21 protein-coding genes and 2 pseudogenes are annotated in these 18910 nt (G+C 46.1%); 8 read left to right on the top strand and 15 right to left on the bottom strand.

Features of this window, described 5'->3' with window-relative positions; genetic code table 11:
• Nucleotides 1-187 precede the first annotated feature (187 nt).
• From NQ550_RS16475 to NQ550_RS16485, 3 genes are all read right to left on the bottom strand, one after another.
• On the bottom strand, nt 188-451 hold the full coding sequence (locus tag NQ550_RS16475; RefSeq protein WP_025580748.1) for a metal-sensing transcriptional repressor: 264 nt from the start codon (nt 449-451) through the stop codon (nt 188-190).
• A gap of 10 nt (nt 452-461) precedes the next feature.
• On the bottom strand, nt 462-3035 hold the full coding sequence (locus NQ550_RS16480) for a heavy metal translocating P-type ATPase (RefSeq protein WP_025580747.1): 2574 nt from the start codon (nt 3033-3035) through the stop codon (nt 462-464).
• A gap of 124 nt (nt 3036-3159) precedes the next feature.
• Entirely contained in the window at nt 3160-3390 is a 231-nt protein-coding gene (locus tag NQ550_RS16485) for a hypothetical protein (RefSeq protein WP_147417826.1), read from the bottom strand.
• 41 nt (nt 3391-3431) lie between these two features.
• Here NQ550_RS16485 and NQ550_RS16490 point away from each other — a divergent pair, with 41 nt between their 5' ends.
• Nucleotides 3432-3650, top strand: a complete 219-nt coding sequence (locus tag NQ550_RS16490) for a heavy-metal-associated domain-containing protein (RefSeq protein ID WP_025580744.1) — start codon at nt 3432-3434, stop codon at nt 3648-3650.
• Nucleotides 3651-3751: 101 nt separating this feature from the next.
• A complete protein-coding gene (locus tag NQ550_RS16495; RefSeq protein WP_025580743.1) occupies nt 3752-5632 on the top strand; it encodes a heavy metal translocating P-type ATPase in 1881 nt (626 codons plus the stop codon).
• A gap of 47 nt (nt 5633-5679) precedes the next feature.
• On the opposite strand, the gene NQ550_RS16500 is transcribed toward NQ550_RS16495, so the two are convergent.
• Nucleotides 5680-6045 carry an ArsR/SmtB family transcription factor gene (locus NQ550_RS16500; protein WP_005342296.1) on the bottom strand — a complete coding sequence of 122 codons (366 nt, stop codon included), beginning with the start codon at nt 6043-6045 and terminating at the stop codon, nt 5680-5682.
• A gap of 83 nt (nt 6046-6128) precedes the next feature.
• On the opposite strand from NQ550_RS16500, the gene NQ550_RS16505 reads away from it, so the two are divergent.
• Complete coding sequence (locus NQ550_RS16505; protein ID WP_025580742.1) at nt 6129-6446, top strand: ArsR/SmtB family transcription factor; 318 nt, start codon at nt 6129-6131, stop codon at nt 6444-6446.
• Between the two features lie 46 nt (nt 6447-6492).
• On the opposite strand, the gene NQ550_RS16510 is transcribed toward NQ550_RS16505, so the two are convergent.
• Nucleotides 6493-7011, bottom strand: coding sequence for a nitroreductase family protein (locus NQ550_RS16510; protein WP_025580741.1), 519 nt, complete (start codon nt 7009-7011; stop codon nt 6493-6495).
• A gap of 150 nt (nt 7012-7161) precedes the next feature.
• On the opposite strand from NQ550_RS16510, the gene NQ550_RS16515 reads away from it, so the two are divergent.
• Nucleotides 7162-7518: a winged helix-turn-helix transcriptional regulator gene (locus NQ550_RS16515; protein ID WP_025580740.1), complete on the top strand. Its 357-nt coding sequence runs from the start codon at nt 7162-7164 to the stop codon at nt 7516-7518.
• Nucleotides 7519-7570: 52 nt separating this feature from the next.
• Here NQ550_RS16515 and NQ550_RS22960 read toward each other — a convergent pair whose 3' ends face one another.
• Nucleotides 7571-8431 carry a hypothetical protein gene (locus NQ550_RS22960; RefSeq protein WP_025580739.1) on the bottom strand — a complete coding sequence of 287 codons (861 nt, stop codon included), beginning with the start codon at nt 8429-8431 and terminating at the stop codon, nt 7571-7573.
• A 678-nt stretch (nt 8432-9109) separates the two neighbouring features.
• On the opposite strand from NQ550_RS22960, the gene NQ550_RS16525 reads away from it, so the two are divergent.
• Complete coding sequence (locus tag NQ550_RS16525; protein ID WP_114091361.1) at nt 9110-10348, top strand: IS110 family RNA-guided transposase; 1239 nt, start codon at nt 9110-9112, stop codon at nt 10346-10348.
• Nucleotides 10349-10566: 218 nt separating this feature from the next.
• On the opposite strand, the gene NQ550_RS16530 is transcribed toward NQ550_RS16525, so the two are convergent.
• Nucleotides 10567-10980 carry a sigma-70 family RNA polymerase sigma factor gene (locus tag NQ550_RS16530; RefSeq protein WP_156067142.1) on the bottom strand — a complete coding sequence of 138 codons (414 nt, stop codon included), beginning with the start codon at nt 10978-10980 and terminating at the stop codon, nt 10567-10569.
• A 475-nt stretch (nt 10981-11455) separates the two neighbouring features.
• Nucleotides 11456-12985 (bottom strand): ABC-F family ATP-binding cassette domain-containing protein, encoded by a 1530-nt coding sequence (locus NQ550_RS16535; protein WP_025580921.1) that lies wholly within the window; start codon nt 12983-12985, stop codon nt 11456-11458.
• Between the two features lie 464 nt (nt 12986-13449).
• On the opposite strand from NQ550_RS16535, the pseudogene NQ550_RS22650 reads away from it, so the two are divergent.
• Nucleotides 13450-13521, top strand: a pseudogene (locus NQ550_RS22650) (transcriptional regulator); the annotation flags it as partial.
• Nucleotides 13506-13613: pseudogene (locus NQ550_RS16545) on the top strand (ATP-binding cassette domain-containing protein); the annotation flags it as partial. The pseudogenes NQ550_RS22650 and NQ550_RS16545, both read left to right, overlap by 16 nt.
• 103 nt (nt 13614-13716) lie before the next feature.
• On the opposite strand, the gene NQ550_RS16550 reads toward NQ550_RS16545, so the two are convergent.
• Complete coding sequence (locus NQ550_RS16550) at nt 13717-14130, bottom strand: sigma-70 family RNA polymerase sigma factor (RefSeq protein ID WP_025580923.1); 414 nt, start codon at nt 14128-14130, stop codon at nt 13717-13719.
• A 36-nt stretch (nt 14131-14166) separates the two neighbouring features.
• Here NQ550_RS16550 and NQ550_RS16555 point away from each other — a divergent pair, with 36 nt between their 5' ends.
• The gene (locus NQ550_RS16555; protein ID WP_081703327.1) at nt 14167-14361 is read left to right on the top strand and encodes a hypothetical protein; all 195 of its coding nucleotides are present in this window, start codon (nt 14167-14169) and stop codon (nt 14359-14361) included.
• Nucleotides 14362-14566: 205 nt separating this feature from the next.
• Here the strand turns inward: NQ550_RS16555 and NQ550_RS16560 are convergent, their stop codons facing one another.
• The 6 genes from NQ550_RS16560 to NQ550_RS16585 form a co-directional block, all read right to left on the bottom strand.
• Entirely contained in the window at nt 14567-15322 is a 756-nt protein-coding gene (locus NQ550_RS16560) for an ABC transporter permease (RefSeq protein WP_025580924.1), read from the bottom strand.
• Complete coding sequence (locus NQ550_RS16565; RefSeq protein WP_025580926.1) at nt 15322-16011, bottom strand: ABC transporter ATP-binding protein; 690 nt, start codon at nt 16009-16011, stop codon at nt 15322-15324. The genes NQ550_RS16560 and NQ550_RS16565 overlap by 1 nt, the downstream gene beginning before the upstream one ends.
• A gap of 12 nt (nt 16012-16023) precedes the next feature.
• Nucleotides 16024-16197, bottom strand: coding sequence for a hypothetical protein (locus tag NQ550_RS16570; protein WP_005341180.1), 174 nt, complete (start codon nt 16195-16197; stop codon nt 16024-16026).
• Nucleotides 16198-16304: 107 nt separating this feature from the next.
• Nucleotides 16305-17207, bottom strand: a complete 903-nt coding sequence (locus tag NQ550_RS16575; protein ID WP_005341179.1) for a sensor histidine kinase — start codon at nt 17205-17207, stop codon at nt 16305-16307.
• Nucleotides 17208-17214: 7 nt separating this feature from the next.
• Nucleotides 17215-17979, bottom strand: coding sequence for an ABC transporter permease (locus tag NQ550_RS16580; protein WP_025580929.1), 765 nt, complete (start codon nt 17977-17979; stop codon nt 17215-17217).
• A complete protein-coding gene (locus NQ550_RS16585; RefSeq protein ID WP_330366539.1) occupies nt 17957-18865 on the bottom strand; it encodes an ABC transporter ATP-binding protein in 909 nt (302 codons plus the stop codon). The genes NQ550_RS16580 and NQ550_RS16585 overlap by 23 nt, the downstream gene beginning before the upstream one ends.
• Between the last annotated feature and the right edge of the window lie 45 nt (nt 18866-18910).

The following is an 18910-nucleotide window of genomic DNA, read 5'->3' on the forward strand; positions in this document are numbered from 1 at the left end:
ATTTTAATTTCGAGGTATCCAGCAAAGCGCGCCAGTGACGTGCCTTGCTGGATTAGCCATATCTAACTAACCACTTAAAGTATATAAAATCCGGGCTTCTTTGTACGCTCCCAACCGCAGGATTTACAATCCAATCTGAAACGAATTTAGGAGCGGAAAGGACATAAGGCCCTTTCCGCTCCCGTTGTTACTGTATCATTTTTTCCAGTAGTTTCAGGGCTTCCTCAAGTTTTGGATTTACGGCGTCCGTTTGCAGGGCCTCCCGGACGCAGCTTCGTATATGGGCTTGCAAAATCTGCTGATTGGCGCTTTTTAATAACGCCTGTGTAGCAAGAAGCTGATTGGAAATATCCACGCAATAGCGATTTTCCTCAACCATTTGCAGGATACCGTCAATTTGTCCTCTGGCGATTTTTAGCTTGTGAACAATATCGCCTTTCTTGGCCTTCATAAACGGCCCGTTACTGGATACTGACGAGCTGATAGCCAGCGTCCTCGATAGCAGCTTTCAACACAGCATCCGGCACATCCTGGTCAAGCTGCACCTGGGCCGACTTGCTCTCCAGGTGAACGGCCACATCCTTGATGCCCTGGATGTCCCGCAGCGCCTTATCAACGTGTTTCACACACATTCCGCAAACCATACCTTCGATGTTCAATACTTTTTCCATGTGAATTGCTCCTTTTCGTTCTTCTTTTACTGTTGTCTGTTCGTACATAGGGTCTGAATCCAGTTCTGTATTGGCCTGATGCTTCGCCTTGAACCACCGCAGACGCAGGGCATTGGATACCACGAATACCGAACTAAAGCTCATAGCAAAAGCGCCGATCATGGGGTTCAGCTTCAACGCAAAGGGCAGATAGAACACGCCTGCCGCCACCGGGATACCGATGATGTTGTAGATAAACGCCCAAAACAGATTTTGCTTGATGTTGCGGATAACCGCCTTACTAAGCTGGATTGCCGTAGACACATCCAGCAGATCGCTTTTCATCAAAACAATATCCGCTGACTCAATCGCCACATCCGTTCCGGCTCCGATAGCGATACCAACGTCCGCTCTGGCAAGGGCCGGAGCATCGTTGATACCGTCACCGACCATCGCCACTTTCTTCCCGGCGCTCTGCAAACGGCGGATCTCCTTCTCCTTATCCTGGGGGAATACCTCTGCCACAACACGATCCACGCCGACCTGACGCCGAATCGCTTCTGCGGTCTTTGCATTGTCGCCGGTCAGCATGACCACCTCAATGCCCATGCCGGTCAATTCCGCTATGGCCTGCTTGCTGGTGGGCTTGACTACATCCGCCACGGCAATAACACCAATAAACTGACCACCACGGGCAAAGAACAGAGGTGTTTTCCCGTCAACGGCCATTTTCTCACCCAACTGAAGGAGTGCGCCGCCATTGATGCCATTTGCTGCCATCAGTCGGCGGTTTCCGGCAAGGCACGTTTCGTTTCCAATCTGCCCCACAAGGCCCTGACCGGGAATCTGCTTGAAACCGTCCACCGGAAGGAAGGAAAGGTCTGCTTTTTCGGCCTCCGCCACAATCGCGTCCGCCAGCGGATGCTCGGACATTTTTTCCAGCGAAGCGGCGATTTGCAGCAGCTCCTTTTGTGGAACGCCCTCTTTGCAGAGCATATTTGTCACTACGGGCGTGCCCTGAGTAATTGTGCCGGTCTTATCCAGCACAACCGTATCAATGCTATGGGCCGTTTCCAGGGCCTCCGCCGATTTAATCAGGATACCGTTGCTTGCGCCCTTTCCGGTTCCGACCATAATGGCCGTAGGCGTTGCAAGGCCCAGCGCACAGGGGCAGGAAATGACCAGAACGGAAATGCCGATAGACAGGGCAAATTCAAAGCCATATCCCAACAGCAGCCAGACAACAACCGCGATCAGCGCGATGCTGATAACTACCGGCACAAACACGCCGCTGACCTTATCAGCCAGTTTCGCAATAGGGGCCTTGGAGCTGGTCGCTTCATCCACCAGCCGGACAATCTGTGCCAGCGTGGTATCATCGCCCACCTTGGTGGCCTGCATCTTGAAATAGCCGGACTTACTTGTGGTCGCACCGATCACTTTGTCCCCGATATGCTTCTCCACGGGGATGCTCTCGCCGGTCAGGGCAGATTCATCAACGGAGGAAAAGCCCTCTATGACAATACCATCTACCGGCACAGATTCACCGGCCTTGACAATCAGGGTTTCGCCCAACTGCACTTCTTCCACCGGCACCTGAAGCTCTTTTCCGTCCCGCTCCACGATAGCCGTTTTGGGAGCCAGATTCATCAGCTTTGTGATTGCGTCCGAAGTCTTACCCTTTGCGCGGGCCTCCAGGGTTTTGCCCAAGGTGATAAGGGTCAGGATCATGCCTGCGGATTCAAAATACAAATCCATCATAAAGCTGTGAACCGTAGCCATATCCCCATGACCGAATCCGATGCCGATTTTGTAAACGGCGTAAATGCCATAAACGATTGCGGCGCTGGAGCCTATCGCAATCAGCGAATCCATGTTAGGCGAGCCGTGGAACAGGGTCTTGAATCCCATCCGGTAATATTTGAAGTTGATAAACACCACCGGGATCAGCAGCAGGAATTGGGTAAATGCAAAGCTGATTGCATTTTCCATCCCCAGCAAGGAGCTGGGGAGCGGCCACCCCATCATGTGACCCATAGAAATATAAAACAGCGGGATCGTAAAAAGGGCAGAAAGCAGCAGCCGCTGTTTCATCTGCTTGTATTCTGCCTGTGCCGTACTGACCTCCGGTTTTGCTGCCGGTGTGGTCGTCCGGCTCTTGTTTTGTGCGGAGGCTTTGGGAATCGCGCCATAACCGGCCTTTTCAACGGCCTGGACGATTCCCGTCGTATCCAAAACGGATTCATCATAAGAAGCAACCATGCTGTTTTTTAACAGGTTGACGGATACTTCTTTGATGCCAGGTAGCTTTGCCACGCTCTTTTCCACTCTGGTGGAGCAGGCCGAGCAAGTCATACCCGTAATGTCAAATTGCTCCTTTTGCAAAATTATCCCTTCTTTCTTATGAAGATTTGTGCGAGTACCCCTCCCCCGTAGGGAACTAAATACCGTTATGAAAAGGGGCGTTTGGCACCTTGGGGGAAAGATGCTAAAGCCCCGAACATAAAGTTTACGCACAAGGTCTTTGACCGTTTTTCATTATACTTATCCTGCTTCTCCTTTGTCCGCTCCAAAGTGGAGCTTTTTTTATCCAAAGAGAAATGAGGTTTTTGCTGGAAATCCAATCAGCAGGTTTTCCAATCCAAAGGGCAGAATCGCTCCCAAATCCATTGACTTTGAGGGGCTTCGTGAATATACTGGCAGCATGAACGATTAAACAACCTTTTAATTGTTCATCCATATCAAACCAACCAAATACCAAAATGAAAGGGGGCTTTCTCCATGAAAAAGACCATTAAACTGCTTGACCTGGACTGCGGCCATTGTGCTGACAAAATCCAGAACGCCGTGAAGAAGATCGACGGTGTGACCAGCGTATCCGTCAACTTCCTGGGTCAGAAGATGATTCTGGAAGCGCCGGACGATCAGTTTGACGCTGTTCTGGCCGAAGCAAAGGCGCTGATTAAGCAGATCGAGCCGGATGTGACTATTAAGGCATAATGAAAAGCTGGACACCGGCTGCCACACGGTAGCCGGTGTTTTTCATCAATAGACAGAAAAAGCGTGACACGCTTTATGCTGCAACGAAAGGAGAATACACTATGACACGAAAACAAAGGCACTTGCTCACACGCATTATCGTGGCGGCGGTGCTGTTTCTTGCAGGCAGCTTGCTCCACCTCCCTGAATTGGCGGAGATGGCGGTCTTTCTCGTCTGCTATGTGGTTGTCGGTTGGGATATTGTCTGGAAGGCAATCACGAACATCCTGCATGGACAGGTGTTTGACGAAAATTTCCTGATGACGATTGCCACCATCGGCGCACTCATTTTGGGCGAACATTCCGAGGGCGTTGCCGTTATGCTGTTTTATCAGGTGGGTGAATGGTTCCAGTCCTATGCGGTGTCCAAGTCCAGAAAATCTATCGCAAGCCTGATGGACATTCGCCCGGACTATGCCAACATCGAAAGGGACGGAAAGCTGGTTCAGGTTGATCCGGATGAGGTTCAGATCGGAGAAACCATTGTTGTGAAACCGGGAGAGCGCATCCCGCTGGACGGTACGATTCTCAAAGGCTTTTCCACCTTGGACACTTCGGCCCTGACCGGAGAATCCATGCCCCGCGAGGTGGAGCCGGGAATGGAGGTCATCAGCGGTTGTATCAACCAGACCGGTATCCTGAACATCCAGACCACAAAGGAATTTGGGGAATCCACCGTAGCCAAAATCCTTGACCTTGTAGAAAACGCAAGCGATAAGAAGGGCCGTATTGAGAATTTCATCACGCGCTTTGCCAGGTATTATACCCCGGTAGTGGTATTCGCTGCTCTGGCGCTGGCGATCCTGCCGCCGCTGATTACCCAGCAGCCATTCAGCACTTGGATTTACCGGGCCTTGACCTTCCTGGTGATTTCCTGCCCCTGTGCGCTGGTCATTTCCATTCCGCTTAGTTTCTTCGGAGGCATCGGCGGCGCATCCAAGATCGGTGTTCTGGTAAAGGGCAGCAACTATCTGGAGGCCCTGGCAAATACCGAGGTCGTGGTCTTTGATAAGACCGGCACACTGACAAAAGGCTCCTTTGCGGTCAGCGAGATCCACCCTGTCGGCATGGAGGAAGCGCAGCTTTTGGAGCTGGCCGCATACGCTGAGGACTACTCCAACCACCCGATTTCTCTTTCGATCAAGAACGCCTATGGAGAGAAAATCGACAACAGCCGGGTTTCCGATGTTCAGGAAATTGCCGGTCACGGCGTACAGGCCGTGATTGATGGGAAAACGATTCTGGCAGGAAACACCAAGCTGATGGAGAAGGAGCATATTAAGTACACGCCGTCCTCCGCTGTCGGCACCGTGGTCTATCTGGCCTGTGACGGGAAATACGCAGGATGTATCGTCATTGAGGACGAGATCAAGGCCGATGCTCCAGCCGCAATCAAGCTGCTGAAATCTGCCGGTATCCGCAAAACGGTCATGCTGACCGGCGACGCAGACGCCGTTGGAAAGAAAGTCGCTGGACAGCTTCATCTGGATCAGGTTTATACCGAACTACTCCCGGCTGATAAGGTTGACCGTGTGGAAAGCCTGCTGAAGCAGAAAAGCGAAAAAGGTATGCTGGCCTTTGTTGGGGACGGTATCAATGACGCTCCCGTACTGGCGCGGGCCGATGTCGGTATTGCTATGGGCGGATTGGGTTCCGATGCTGCCATTGAAGCTGCTGACGTTGTTCTTATGACGGATGAACCGTCCAAAATTGCCGCTGTTATGAAGATCGCCCGTAAGACGATTCGCATCGCAAATCAGAACATTGTGTTTGCTCTGGGCGTTAAATTCCTGGTTCTGATTTTAGGTGCGCTGGGCTATGCGAATATGTGGGCGGCGGTGTTCGCGGATGTAGGCGTTTCCATTATTGCGATTCTCAATGCCATCCGCGCCATGCGGGTCAAGCTGCCGGATATGCCTGCGGGCAGCACAAATCAGGGTTAAGCGCAATAGAAATGCGCCGCAACTTTCACACGCTGCGGCGCATTTCCTTATTGTTCAGTCGGGCATGATATTTCAAACAACGCATCTATGGCATGATGCAGGAGCTTTGCCTGCGGCGTGTCCGACAGCGAATAATAAACTTCTTTTCCGTCCCTGCGGCTTGAAATGATCCCGCTCTTTTTTAATATCCGCAGATGATGTGACACAGCAGGGGCGCTCATATCCACAGCCGCCGCGAGATTACATACACATTCTTCACAATGGCACAGCAGCCATAGAATCCGCAGCCGGGTCGGATCGCCAAGCTGCTGAAATAAAAATGATATATCCTTAAACCCTTCCGCAGAGGGCATCTTATTTAAGACTTTTTCAATATTCTGTCCGTGGTTGTGGGGCAGATTGTAATGCGGCATAAAAATCAGCTCCTTCCTGTGACTATGATACTGACATAATTCTTGTCTGTCAAACAGCTTCATTATAGATTGGAGAAAAATACATGAACGAAACAGAGAAAACAACTTTTTCCGTTCCAAGCCCCGGCGAATTGGAACAGTTAACCGAGCTTCACAAAGCGATGGGCGATTACACACGGATGCGGATACTTTGGTATCTGATGCAGAAAGATTCCTGCGTCAGCGAACTGGCACAAAAGATGGAGGTCACAGAATCGGCCATATCCCACCAGCTTCGTGCGCTTCGGATTGTCCGGTTAGTGCAATCACGCAAGGCCGGGAAAAACGTGATCTATTCCTTGCAGGATGAACATATCCTGTGGATTCTGGAAGAAACCTACGCCCATATTTCAGAAAGATAAAAAACACAGCCCCTGTACGTTCGCAGGGGCTGTGCCGGGTATTCCATTACAGAGTTTCGTAGGAAACCAACTGTCTCATCGGGATGCGCTTTTTATCAAAGCGGTTGGTGTCAGCGGGCTTCTCATTGGAGTAGCCGACAACCAGGATGTTGACCGGCTCCAGGTTGGCCGGGAGGTCAAATTCCTGCCGCAGAACATCGGGATCGAAGTAGCATACCCACACCGTTCCAAGACCCAGCTCCGTGGCCTGGAGCATCATGTGGTCGGTCAGGATAGAGGCGTCAATGTCGCCGGTCTGCTTCTGGTCAAAAGGCCGCACCCATGCCTTATTGTGGTCGGCGCAGACGATAATGGCCAGGGGCGCTTCGTAGATGCTGGCCGCTTTGCCAATCTTCGCAAGACCTTCCTCGCTCTGAACAGCAATCAGGTGAACCGGCTGGAGGTTGGCAGCGGTGGGGGCTACATGAGCAGCCTCCAGAATCTTCTCCAGCTTCTCAGGCTCCACCTTCGTTTTCTTATAATTGCGTACCGACATACGCTGCTTTGCAATCGTAATAAAATCCATAGTACAAGATCCTTTCTGTTTTTTTATTATGAACCTATCAAATCAACCATTGACCTAATTGTAGCACCAGAAAACAAAACCGCAAGAATGCACTTTTTCGGAAGATACTTCCCAAAAAGATAGCACCATGCGGGAAAGGAGAACCATTCTATGAAATGTCAAACCAATCAGTTTAACTGCCCCGTGGAGGCAACCCTTTCTTTGATCGGCGGCAAGTATAAGCCGTTGATTCTCTGGCATCTGATCGACCATCCATTACACTATATGGAGTTGCAGCGGTTGATTCCAAACGCCACACCAAAGATGCTTTCGCAGCAGCTTCACGATTTGGAAAACAACGGAATGATTCATCGTGAAGTGATTCCAGAAAAGCCGCCCAAGACGGTATATTCCCTTACTTCATTTGGACAGAGCATCGTACCCATTCTGGACGCGATGTGCCAGTGGGGAAACAGCTATCTGGGTGGCCTGGATGTGCAGACGCCATGCTGTCAAAGCCGCAAATAAAATGCTGGCATAGCTGACGAAAAGCGGCTATGCCCAGCTTATATTTTCTGCTCTAAATTTGTGACTGCCGGACGTAATTGCACAGCGCGGCAAAGTCAACATGGGGATTCTTACTTAAAATCTGTTGCAGGCTTTCCCCGGCCTTTTGATACAGCTTCGGCTTTTTCAGATCATCCAAGCGGAAGAAGATATTGAGCCGCCTGCCGACAGTAAACAAAAGCCTTTCATCCGGTGGCAGGGTCAGAAAGCGGTCAATCGTAGAGAGCATTTCCTGTTTCTCTGTTCGCAGATTTCCCCTGACCTCCAGAAGCAGATTGACGATGTGTTCATTCACATAGTAACTGTCCATCTCATGTAGCTGCTGCAAGAATAACTTTTGCTCTATAACGATTTCTTCCTCCGATTGCAGAGTAAACGAGCCATCCCTGACAAACTCGCCCAGCTTGGACTCTGGCTTAATACCCGTGGCGTGGACACGGATAAAATCAGGCTGGATGATGTTCAACGCCTTTGCTGTTTGAGCAGCATTTTCTTCAGACAGCTCCTTGCCGCCGATCCCCAGCAATATGAACTCCGACAAGATCATATCCGCATCTTTTGCCATGCAGCCGCTTCGTACAACGGTATCCGCATCAAAACCTTTGTTGATAAGTTTCAGTATCCGATCCGAGCCGGTTTCCATTCCGCTGTAAAGATGGTTCAGGCCCGCTTGCCGGAGCGCCTTTAGCTCTGCCGGATTTTTCCGAGTGATACTATCAGCGCGGGCATAAGAAGTGATGTACTGCATATCGGGAAAGTTTTGATTGATCGCATCCAAAATGCGGAGTACAGGACGAGAGCCACTTTGTTCAGAGCCGATACCAGGGCTTAAATCAGCCGAATATATGTCACCTCGATGGAATTTTTCAAACATCACTCTCGCCTCCTTAATATCTTAATACTTAAATAGCCGCACCAGTCTGAAAGAAATCTTCGGATAAAAACCTGGTGCGGCTACTGTTATTCTGTTCGGATTACTCGTCATATTTGCCACGCCCCCTGACGATGGGAACACAACAGGTCTCCGCTGGCGCGGCTGTCATAACTCCGCAGCATCGTTCGTATCGTGTGCCGCAGGGTTCCCCCCAAGTCTTTGGCGGGCCGTGAGGAAGTATCTTTAAGCCCCCGCGCCCTCATCGCGCCGGATGTGCCACCATCCGGGTCACAGGGACGTTGATCGCTCCGAAACAGCTTGTCCATCACCTCCTGGCTGCTCCATCTTCGCGGCGTCCTGCACTCGCTCATGCGCAGGTTATGTACCTGTTCTGCCGTGTATTCAGTTGTCAACGAATCATGAAAGCTTATCTCAGCCTATAATGAAAATAGGATACTGACTCCACTACTTTTTTCACTTCTCTTTTTGCCTTACAATAGTCTTAGGCAGGATTAAGTTTGATTGCACCTTGGAGGATTTGCACCCCGTTTGTCAACGTAAATGATTTGCCCTTGAGCACAGCATATTGTCGCACCTTTTATGAATAGCACGAGTAGCAAAGTCCGTATTATCTCGGGCAAATCTCCTGCCAATTCTATAGTAAAGGAGTTGTTCTGTATGAAAGACCTTCTGGAAATTTCCTGTGGACTGGATGTCCACAAAGAAAAAATTGTTGCATGTATCCTGACTGGTCCTCTGGGCAAGCCAACCCGTTCTGAAATCCGTGAGTTTTCTACATTGATTCCGGATATGATAGCATTACGGAATTGGATCGTTTCTAAAAACTGCCATCATGTAGCTATGGAAAGCACCGGTATCTATTGGATGCCGATTTATGAAATACTGGAGGATGCTTTCTCTGGTGACATTACCCTGCTTGTTGTAAATGCACGCCATATGAAAAATGTTCCTGGCAAAAAGACCGATATGCGGGATTCCGAATGGATTTCCACCTTGCTTCGCGCCGGACTTTTGAACGGAAGTTTTATTCCCGAAAAAAGGATTCGGGAATTCCGCGATCTAAATCGTTACCGTAAGAGTGTCATCCGCGATATTACGTCACAGAAGAACAGGATTGAGAAATTTTTACAAAGTTCCGGCTTCCGTCTATCATCCTTTATTTCTGATATTTTTGGCGCTTCGGGTAGAAACATCATTCTGCATTTAGTTGAACATGGGCAGATTGATAAAACTGCTTTAGATTCTTGTCTCAAAACCAAGACCAGAAACCGTATTGATGAAATTCTCATGTCCGTGAACGGAACACTGTCAGAACACCAAAAGGCATTTTTAAGGATTCTCATGACTCATTATGATTCTTTAAAGAAACATCTTGCTGAAATTGAAACGAGTCTCGAGGAAGATATGGCTCCATTTGCCCTGCAGGTTGAGCAGTTGAATAGCATCTATGGAATAAGCACAACTGCTTCCTGTGCAATTATTGCTGAAATCGGTATTGATATGAAGCCGTTTAAAACTGCGGAACACATCTGCTCATGGGCCGGTTTGTGCCCAGGTAATAACGAAAGTGCTGGAAAACGAAAAAGCACCTCTGTCACAAAAGGCAATCCTTACATAAAAAGTATGCTCTGCGAAATTGCCTGGGTGATTGCAGGGAAACGCAACACTTATCTTTCGGCATGGTACTGGAGAATCAAACAGAAAAAAGGAGCCAAAAAAGCGATTGTCGCACTTGCCCGAAAACTTCTTGTCATCATCTACACAATGTTAAAACAAGGAACTCTATTTGACGAATCCTGTTTTGAAACAAGACGTAAGCACTGTGAACAAAAACAGCTTTCTCGTTATATACGGGAATTGGAAAAACATGGTTATCATGTGGAAGCTCAAAGCTAGCCTTTCTTAAATACGATCAATCTCTCACTACAGGCAGCCAATACTGTGACTGCTTTATAGTGATGCTTTCATAATTGTTGAAAACATTTGTTGTCAAGGTTCAGTTTTTGGCTACGAGTTTTATTTTCGTAGCAATGTACTGATGAAGGAGGAAAACTTGTCCTTCTTATTAACACTGACAAAAAAGGCAAAAAACAGGCGCATCAAATGAAATTTTATCAAAAATATTTTACAAGCTGCTTTAATCCACGGCGGATACTGTCTCGGACACGGCTTGGGTCTACACCTTCTACTTCGGCAATTTCATTTACCGTCATTCCCAGATAGTATCGGGCATAAATTCGCTTTGCCTGTTTCTCCGGCAGCTTCATCACAGCGGCATAGACCTGCTCCTGAAACTGTTTTTCCTCCAGAAGCATCTCCGGCGTTTGCGGCTTCAACAGCACTGCATTTTCAATGCCATTCTCGCAATCCAGAGAATACTGGGCCTTGTAGCGATACATCTTTCGCTCATACGCAGCCTCCGCACGTTCAGCTGCTCGAATAGTTTCCATTACTTCCTCTGTCACATCTATAAAAAAGTCTGTTGGATAAACATCAGGATAAAGTTCCCGAAGGTTAATTTTCTTCATTATGTACCTCCATTTCGATTCACGGGTGATTGACGGGTGAATCGAATGGAGGCGGGGACCGACACCGGCAGACAACCGGATCATCTCCGAAAAAAAAGCAACAAAAAACGCCAGATTTCCGTAATGGAAAACTGGCGCACCAAGAACAGCCACGATTGTACTTAATTACACGGAACGATAATGCCGATGCAATGCAAAACTTACCCGGAGGAGGAACTATACTTTTTTTAGCTGGTGCAGGATATTAGAACTACGAAAAAGTAAAATGGACATGGCGGCATCCTCCTGTTACCGCCGTACCAGATTTCAATGTATAGAATCATTTTTGTGTCTTAAACGCAATGAAGCGGCGGTCTTGATTTCTCAAAACCGCCGCAGAACATGTGGAATAAGCGCACAAAACCAACCTACCCGGCAACGGTTTTTTTCTTTCCCCGTCGGGGGTAGGCACATATACTATACTTAATTCTATTTTCTATTTCTCGACACTAATAACTCTCTGTGCCCACTCACGATAAAATGCTTCTTCATGTGATACGAGCAATACAGTACCCGCAAAATCCATAAGAGCTGATTTCAATGCTTCCTTTGCCTGAACATCCAGATGATTTGTGGGTTCGTCCATAATTAGAAAATTGCAGGGAATCAGTGTTAGCAAACACATTTTTACTTTCGCCTGCTCACCTCCACTTAATGTTCCAATCGCTTGCATTGCGTGCTTACTGGAAATTCCACACCGGACTAAATGTTTGCGAACATCTTTTATGACCATATCAGGATGGACATTGGAAACAATTTGAATTGGTGTCTGTTCAGGTTCGTCCCATATTAAGTCCTGCTCAAAATATCCAAGGGTAACTTGATCGGAAAATTTGAAATGACCTTGCATGGACGGGATTTGTCCAATTAATGTCTTGAGCAAAGTAGATTTCCCAATTCCATTAAAGCCAGTGATAACAACTTTTTGCCCGCCTTTTATGCTAAAATCAATATCTGATAAAACTGGATAGTGATAACCAACTGCCAGATGTTTGACCAGCAGATGCTCCGTATTTGTCAGCGGTAAAACAGGAAAATGAAAATGAGGAATAATCTCTTTCTGTTCCAAAGCCTCCATTTTATCCATTCGATCAAGCTGTTTTTGTCGCCCTCTCGCCATTTTTGCTTTTCGTCCAGCAATATTTTTCCTAATAAACTCCTCTGTTTTTTTGATCTCCTTTTGTTGCGCTGAGTATTGACGAATGTAATCTTCCCGCAACAGTGTCTTTTTTCGCAGAAATTCAGAATAAGTGCCATAATACTTTGTTATTGTGTCATTATCTATATCGCAGATACGATTTGCGATTTTATCCAAAAAGTCAAAATCATGGGAAACAACTAAAAAAGCATTTTCCAAAGAGGATAGGTATTCCGCCAGCCATGCAACATGATCTTTATCAAGAAAATTTGTCGGCTCATCTAATAGCAATACATCTGGTTTTTCAAGCAGTAGCTTTGCCAAAATCACTTTTGCTCGCTGGCCGCCACTCATTTCAATGATAGGGCGGTCAAGACCAATCGCAAGCAGCCCCAGCCCATTTGCAACGCGCTCGATCGCAGTATCAATGGAATAGAAGTCATGTGTTTCAAGCTGCTCTTGATAATAGGCAGCAAGTTCCAGATTTTTCATATCTCCATCGGCGGCCTTTTCATATAGCTGCATAACTTGTGTTTCTATTTCAAACAGCTTTGCAAAGGCTGATTTCAAAAACTCTTTCATGGTAAGCGTATGGTCGATTTCTGCATACTGGTCCAAATAGCCAATCGTAATATTTGGCTGCCAGATAACCCGTCCGCTATCAGGTATGATCTGCTCTGTACAAATTTTAATCAGGGTACTTTTGCCGGTTCCGTTTTGTCCCACAATCCCGATGTGTTCCCTTTTATTCAGTGTGAATCCTGCATTTTTGTAAAGCAAGTTTTCACCAAAAGAATGTGTTAATCCTGTAATTTCTAATAAACTCATTTTCAAAAACCCTTTCTTATGTATTCTGAAAAAAGAAAAAGGCAGAAAGCAAAGATACACAACGGTATCTGCCTTCTGCCTTTGACATAGTAACGCAAAAACAAAAGGCTATGGACAAAACATTGCCCATAGCCTCGTACACATTATAATTGCACGGAAAGCCAACACCCTAAAACGGGTACACTACTCCCTTGGCTTCCCGATGAAATCTAAATGCGCTTTTTATACGCTATACTCTGCACAATGTTTCATCGGAATGGATTGTACAGAGCTGATTTTCTTTTTACGCTGATCTGTTAAATGAAAGTTCATATCTTGCTCCCCTTTGGAGATATATTTTTATATAGAATAGCACAAACATTCTTCTTTGTCAATTTTATGAAATAATATATCATGTAATATCAAATCATATTACATTCTCATAATCCAACCCGAAATGTACAATGATATAGGGTGATATGAGAATGAACCAAGATGAAAGAAGGTTTGACTTTCATGGGCTCGGGCTCGCTTTGAAACAGGCCAGAGAGGAAAAGTGATTTTGGCAAAGCTACTGCTTGAAAAACCAGATGTATTGCTATTAGATGAGCCGACAAATTTTCTTGATAAAGATCATGTTTCTTCACTCAAAGATAGCTTTACAAAATACACCTCTAAGGCTACTACAATAGGTAGGGCGCAAGGTCTTATGCAGAAGCACTTTGAGACCTTGCGTCCTCTGTTATTCTACCCTAAAAATACTTTGCCAGCTGCTTCAGACCACGCCGGATACTGTCACGGATACGGCTTGGATCTACACCTTCTACTTCGGCAATTTCATTTACCGTCATTCCCAGATAGTATCGGGCATAGATCCGCTTGGCCTGCTTCTCCGGCAGAGCCATCACTGCGGCATAAAGCTTCTCCCGCAGCTGCTTTTCCTCCAGAAGCATTTCCGGTGTCTGGGGCTTCGTCAGAATCGCATTTTCAATGCCATTGTCACAGTCCAAGGAGTAATGCGCTTTATAGCGATACATCCTCCGGTCATAGGCAGCTTCTGCACGCTCGGCAGCTCGGATCGTCTCCAGCACATCTTCGGTTACTTCTACAAAGTGATCGTTTTTGTAAACATCGGGATATAAGTCCTTAAGATTGACTTTCTTCATTATGTACCTCCATTTCGATTCACGGGCGATTGACGAGTGAATCGAAAGGAGGCGGAGATCGGCATCGACATACTTCGGGAGCTTTCCCGAAAAATCGACAATAAAAAGCGCCAGCTCCCCGCAATGGGAAACTGGCACAGCAAAAATGACTATGATTCTTCTGTTTTAGTTGGAATGATAATGCCGATAGGTAGTCATATCTCCCCGGAGGAGGAGCAAGGATTTTTTTAATTGGTGTAGCTCATGGCTATTGTGAATGACGAAAATTGACATGGCGGTATCCTCCTATATACCGCCCTCCTGATTGCATAAGCATCGGTCCGAAAAGCAAAAAGAAACGGCGGCTCTGATTTTCTCAAAGCCGCCGCTTCATAGGCGCGTGGAAATGTGTCTGCTGTACGACGGCTTTTTTTCTTTTGCCGTCGTCCGGCAGGATTTAATTTTCTATTTTTTTCTTGTGGGAAAAGACAAGCAACCCAACCAAAAACATCACCGCAAAGCAAAGTACAAAACTGATACATCCGCCGATAGTAGCTGGCACAGGGGCGTCATAATAAGTGGCTTTATCCAAAAAGGACATAGACACACGATATGCAAAACTACCCGGAATGACAAAGCCATTTTCCGAACCGATGAACAGGCAAGATGCAAAGCCATATATAACCCCTACTACACTTGTCACAATAATATTGCGGCTCAGATTAATAACGATTGCCCCCAAACAAGTAGTTATCAAAACGATAACACAGGCTTCAATTCCAAACCCGATTGCCAAATTGAGGAACAATGAAACACCTCCGGTCAACCTACCAGTTCCATTGAGTATTGCCACCAGCAGACCAAAAGCAACAAATAAAATGACTGCAAAGCCAATGCTGATAACGGTGCTAACAGCGACTTTTGATAGAAAGAGTTTCTTTTTTGAAAAACCGTAGGTAATCCAGTTGATGTAGGTTTTGTTCTTGTATTCCTGATAAAACAGTGAACCAATTAAAATGAAAATCACCATTGGGAAGAACATGGAAAACTGGTTATTCATAAAGAAAAACAGGTCAGCAAGTGATTTTGTGCTGTTGTTGAATACTGCTCCTGCTCCGCCGGTAAGGATGGGAAGAAGCGACAGCAGCAGAAGAAATGCCATAAACCATTCCCGCTTCAATTTGTAAAACTCATTTTTAATCAACATTCCCATTATGCTTCCTCCCTCTGGCCGGAAGTCATAATATCCTCATACAGTGCTTCCAGTTCTTTTTCGTTATAGTCATTTTTTACAATCTTGATGATTTTCCCGCCACGAATGAAAATAAGGACATCTGTCACGGCGGCAATCTCCGTCAGATTATGGCTTGATACCAAAATACAGTGTTGTGGTGATTTTAAGCGTTCTTTCAGAAGCAGTCGGATTTCCTTTATCCCCATTGGATCAAGACCATTGGTAGGTTCGTCCAGCAGCAAATATTGAACATCGCCTAAAAAGGCGCGTGCAATTCCCAGGCGTTGGCGCATCCCCAAAGAAAGTTGAGAAAACAGCTTTTTCCGGGCATCCAGCAAATTTACTTGTTTCAGCGCCGCTTCAATGTTTGGCTGTTTCAAACCTAAGTACTGTGCGTGGAGATTCAAGTTTTCCTCTACGGTGAGCCGTGAGTAAAAAGCCGGGTACTCAATCAAACTTCCAAAACATCTACTAGAAACGGGCTGCCCGTCCGAAAGTATTTCTCCCGAAAAATCAGTTAGACCCAGCATGGACTTAAACAGTGTTGTTTTACCGGCTCCGTTCGGCCCTAGCACACCATAGTTTTTTCCTTGCTCTAATGTCAAGTTGATGTTGGACAGCAATGCTGTATTTCCAACATTCAGATTTACATTTTTGATTTGTAGCATGAAATACCTCCATTATTGAAAAAAGATGAAAAGCAAAAAGGCCACAGCATAAATCAAAAATGAAATACCAATGGATTTTGATCTCTGTTTTAGTCCTTTTAGGCCATCGCTCAATACGCCATGCAAGGCCGTGAGCAGGCACACCGCCAAAGCGATGATAGAAACCACTAAAGCTACTTTAACCATTTGTTTATACCTCCTATGGCTCATACTTTACCAAAGAGGTTTAGGATTTGTTTGAGAAAAGTCTAAGGAAAGTCTAAGGATGAAAAAAGAGCCGCCGAAGCAGCCCTTTAGGAATTGACAATGGGAAACACGACTTGAATTGCAAAGATACCGTTTTGCAAGGAAGCGACAATTTGCCCGCCCATGCGGGTCACAAGTCTTTGAGCGATTGCCAATCCCAGCCCGGTTGTCTTTTTTGTTCGCGACTGGTCGGTGGTGTAAAAACGGTCAAACAAATGAGGAATATCTTCTTGCTGAATACTGCTCGACGCATTTTTAATGGTTATGACCGTTTGAGCTTCTTCTATCGCTGCGGTGATTTGATAATTTCCCTCCCCATGAACAAGTGCATTATAAACCACATTGGAGAAAATCCGGGTCAAGGCATTTGGATCGCCCCAAATGATAGCTGGTGGATTTGGGATAACGATATAGGGGACACATTTTTTCTGTTCAAAATCGCCGTAGTATGAGGCGACAACATCCCGAAGCACACTGTGTATATCCGTATTTCTGCAATTCAATTTCAGTTCGTCGGCCTCAATCCTTGCAAATTCAAACAGTTGGTCGAGAAGCAACTTTACAGCGGAAATTCTTTCTCCCGCAATCGTCACATATTCTTTTTGCTCTCCTGTTAAATCCTGTTCCTGTAAGAGCTGGATATAGCCATTTGCTGTTGCCAGCGGCGTTCGCAAGTCATGTGAAAGACTGGTAATGGTATCTCGGAACAGTGTATCGCTCCGTTCAATTTCCTGCCCCATGCTACGATATTTTTTCAGAAGATGATTGATACTTGCAGCCAAATCCTGTATTGTCCCATCCGTTTTTTCCACCATAATTTCGGTTTGCGTATCACGGTCAATCAGAAAGTCAATCTGTTTTTTTACTTTCTGAACCAACTTTCGCTGATAAATCAGTTTCAGGGACAAAAACAGGGAAAGCATTGCAAGCAAGATACATAACACCATCATGTAGCCATCACCGCCTTTCCAAATCGCGCAAGTCCAACCTTAGAAACAGGGAGAGCGAAATGGCTGTTGGTAAAAACAGATATGCTAACAGTGTCAAACAAATAGGTATTAAATCCTCCCCAAAGGCTTTGATCTGCAAGCTATGAGATAGCCCTACAACCCAATATTTGTAGAGGGAATAATCCATATCCAGTGCTGTACTTATCTTTGTGAGATATAAATACAAAACCCCCAGCATAAAAAATGCGGTAATCGTAACAATGATCCGATGCCGGAGCAGGTAACTTAACAAATTGAGAAATGCAGTGTAACCTAAAAAGCACAGGCATTGAAACAAAAGAAAGACTCCGATTGCAGAAAACGAATACTCTATGTCATACCGGGATGCTCCCATCATCAGAATTGACAAATACGCAACATCAAAGCATACAAACAGAAAAAATAAAACGCCACCCCATGAGGCCAGCAGTTTTCCAAAGAATAGGTGTACTCTGCTTGTCCCTTTAGAAAGTGTGATACTGTATGTACCGGTATGAAAATCTTCTGTAAAGTATAGGCACAAAAAGAGCGTCAATGGAAAAATCAGACTGTAATCTGAAAACAGAAACTCCGTGAACGAAACCAGTGATATAACCGGAAGCATACCATTTACCGAATTGTGATAAAAGGTCAGGGCAAGCGCAAAGACAAAAAACGCAGCCAATACGAGGCAGACCCAAAACAGGCGGCTTTTGCGGATACGGAACAACTCACTTTGCATCGTCTGAATCACTCTTTGCACCTCCTGTCATTTTCAAAAGATAGTCGGTCGGCTCCATACCGGCAAGCCAGATTTCTGATACCTCTATCCCGGAATGAACCAGCAGCGTATTGATTTCCCCGGATTGCTCATTACAATGAAAAATTCTAATCAGGTCATGACCCAACACTTCAAAATCCGGGAACTGCTGGCTTAAAATCGTAATAGCCCGTTCTAATTGTGGAGTTCTTATCTTTATGCACCGCTGGCAGCTCTCTTTCAATTCCCCAGCCGTAAGCTCACAAAGCAACTTGCCATCTGCCATCACGCCATATTTGGATGCAAGCCGGGAAAGCAGCGTATAATCCTGTCCAGAGATTAAAAGTGTGGTATGGTTGATTTCATGCAGATAGTTCAGAACAGAAAGCAGGTGTTCACATTCTCCCTTATCTAGCCCGGAAAAAGGATCGTCCAAAATTATCATATCTGGATTTCCCAAAAGGGCAACAGCCAAATTCACTAAACGCTGGGTAGATAATGGCAATCGCCGTACCGCCTTTTTCTCTTTCAGGTTCAAATGCAGTATATCTAAAATATGGATTTCTGTGGTTCCAAAAACGGAAGAAAAATAACGCAGCATATCAGCAGGTGACAGAGAGCCGATTGTCACAGGCTTTTGTGGTACAAACCCAATCCGGCGGCGCTCCTTCTGATAGTCTATATTGCCAAATAATTTGAGCGTACCAGCTTGAGATCTAAGTGTACCTATAATGGTTTGCAACAGTACAGATTTCCCGGCGTGATGGCCGCCATACAGTGCATAGATTTCTCCGCGTTTTACCTGAAACGCGATATTTTTAATTCCATTTCCATCCGGGAAAACATAGGTCAACCCGGCTGTTTCCAAAGCAGTCTCCAAAATAATCATCCCCTTTCCATACTGTCTTATTGTAGCAGACTAATG

Origin of the sequence: Blautia wexlerae DSM 19850 (genome assembly GCF_025148125.1) — a bacterium.
Taxonomy (GTDB): domain Bacteria; phylum Bacillota; class Clostridia; order Lachnospirales; family Lachnospiraceae; genus Blautia_A; species Blautia_A wexlerae.

Coding starts and splice junctions, on each gene's coding strand:
- NQ550_RS16505 (WP_025580742.1), top strand. CDS start 6,129: ATGAACGAAACAGAGAAAACAACTTTTTCCGTTCCAAGCCCCGGCGAA.
- NQ550_RS16515 (WP_025580740.1), top strand. CDS start 7,162: ATGAAATGTCAAACCAATCAGTTTAACTGCCCCGTGGAGGCAACCCTT.
- NQ550_RS16565 (WP_025580926.1), bottom strand. CDS start 16,011: ATGCTACAAATCAAAAATGTAAATCTGAATGTTGGAAATACAGCATTG.
- NQ550_RS22960 (WP_025580739.1), bottom strand. CDS start 8,431: ATGTTTGAAAAATTCCATCGAGGTGACATATATTCGGCTGATTTAAGC.
- NQ550_RS16510 (WP_025580741.1), bottom strand. CDS start 7,011: ATGGATTTTATTACGATTGCAAAGCAGCGTATGTCGGTACGCAATTAT.
- NQ550_RS16530 (WP_156067142.1), bottom strand. CDS start 10,980: ATGAAGAAAATTAACCTTCGGGAACTTTATCCTGATGTTTATCCAACA.
- NQ550_RS16490 (WP_025580744.1), top strand. CDS start 3,432: ATGAAAAAGACCATTAAACTGCTTGACCTGGACTGCGGCCATTGTGCT.
- NQ550_RS16535 (WP_025580921.1), bottom strand. CDS start 12,985: ATGAGTTTATTAGAAATTACAGGATTAACACATTCTTTTGGTGAAAAC.
- NQ550_RS16560 (WP_025580924.1), bottom strand. CDS start 15,322: ATGGGAATGTTGATTAAAAATGAGTTTTACAAATTGAAGCGGGAATGG.
- NQ550_RS16475 (WP_025580748.1), bottom strand. CDS start 451: ATGAAGGCCAAGAAAGGCGATATTGTTCACAAGCTAAAAATCGCCAGA.
- NQ550_RS16575 (WP_005341179.1), bottom strand. CDS start 17,207: ATGATGGTGTTATGTATCTTGCTTGCAATGCTTTCCCTGTTTTTGTCC.
- NQ550_RS16485 (WP_147417826.1), bottom strand. CDS start 3,390: ATGGATGAACAATTAAAAGGTTGTTTAATCGTTCATGCTGCCAGTATA.
- NQ550_RS16570 (WP_005341180.1), bottom strand. CDS start 16,197: ATGGTTAAAGTAGCTTTAGTGGTTTCTATCATCGCTTTGGCGGTGTGC.
- NQ550_RS16525 (WP_114091361.1), top strand. CDS start 9,110: ATGAAAGACCTTCTGGAAATTTCCTGTGGACTGGATGTCCACAAAGAA.
- NQ550_RS16550 (WP_025580923.1), bottom strand. CDS start 14,130: ATGAAGAAAGTCAATCTTAAGGACTTATATCCCGATGTTTACAAAAAC.
- NQ550_RS16500 (WP_005342296.1), bottom strand. CDS start 6,045: ATGCCGCATTACAATCTGCCCCACAACCACGGACAGAATATTGAAAAA.
- NQ550_RS16495 (WP_025580743.1), top strand. CDS start 3,752: ATGACACGAAAACAAAGGCACTTGCTCACACGCATTATCGTGGCGGCG.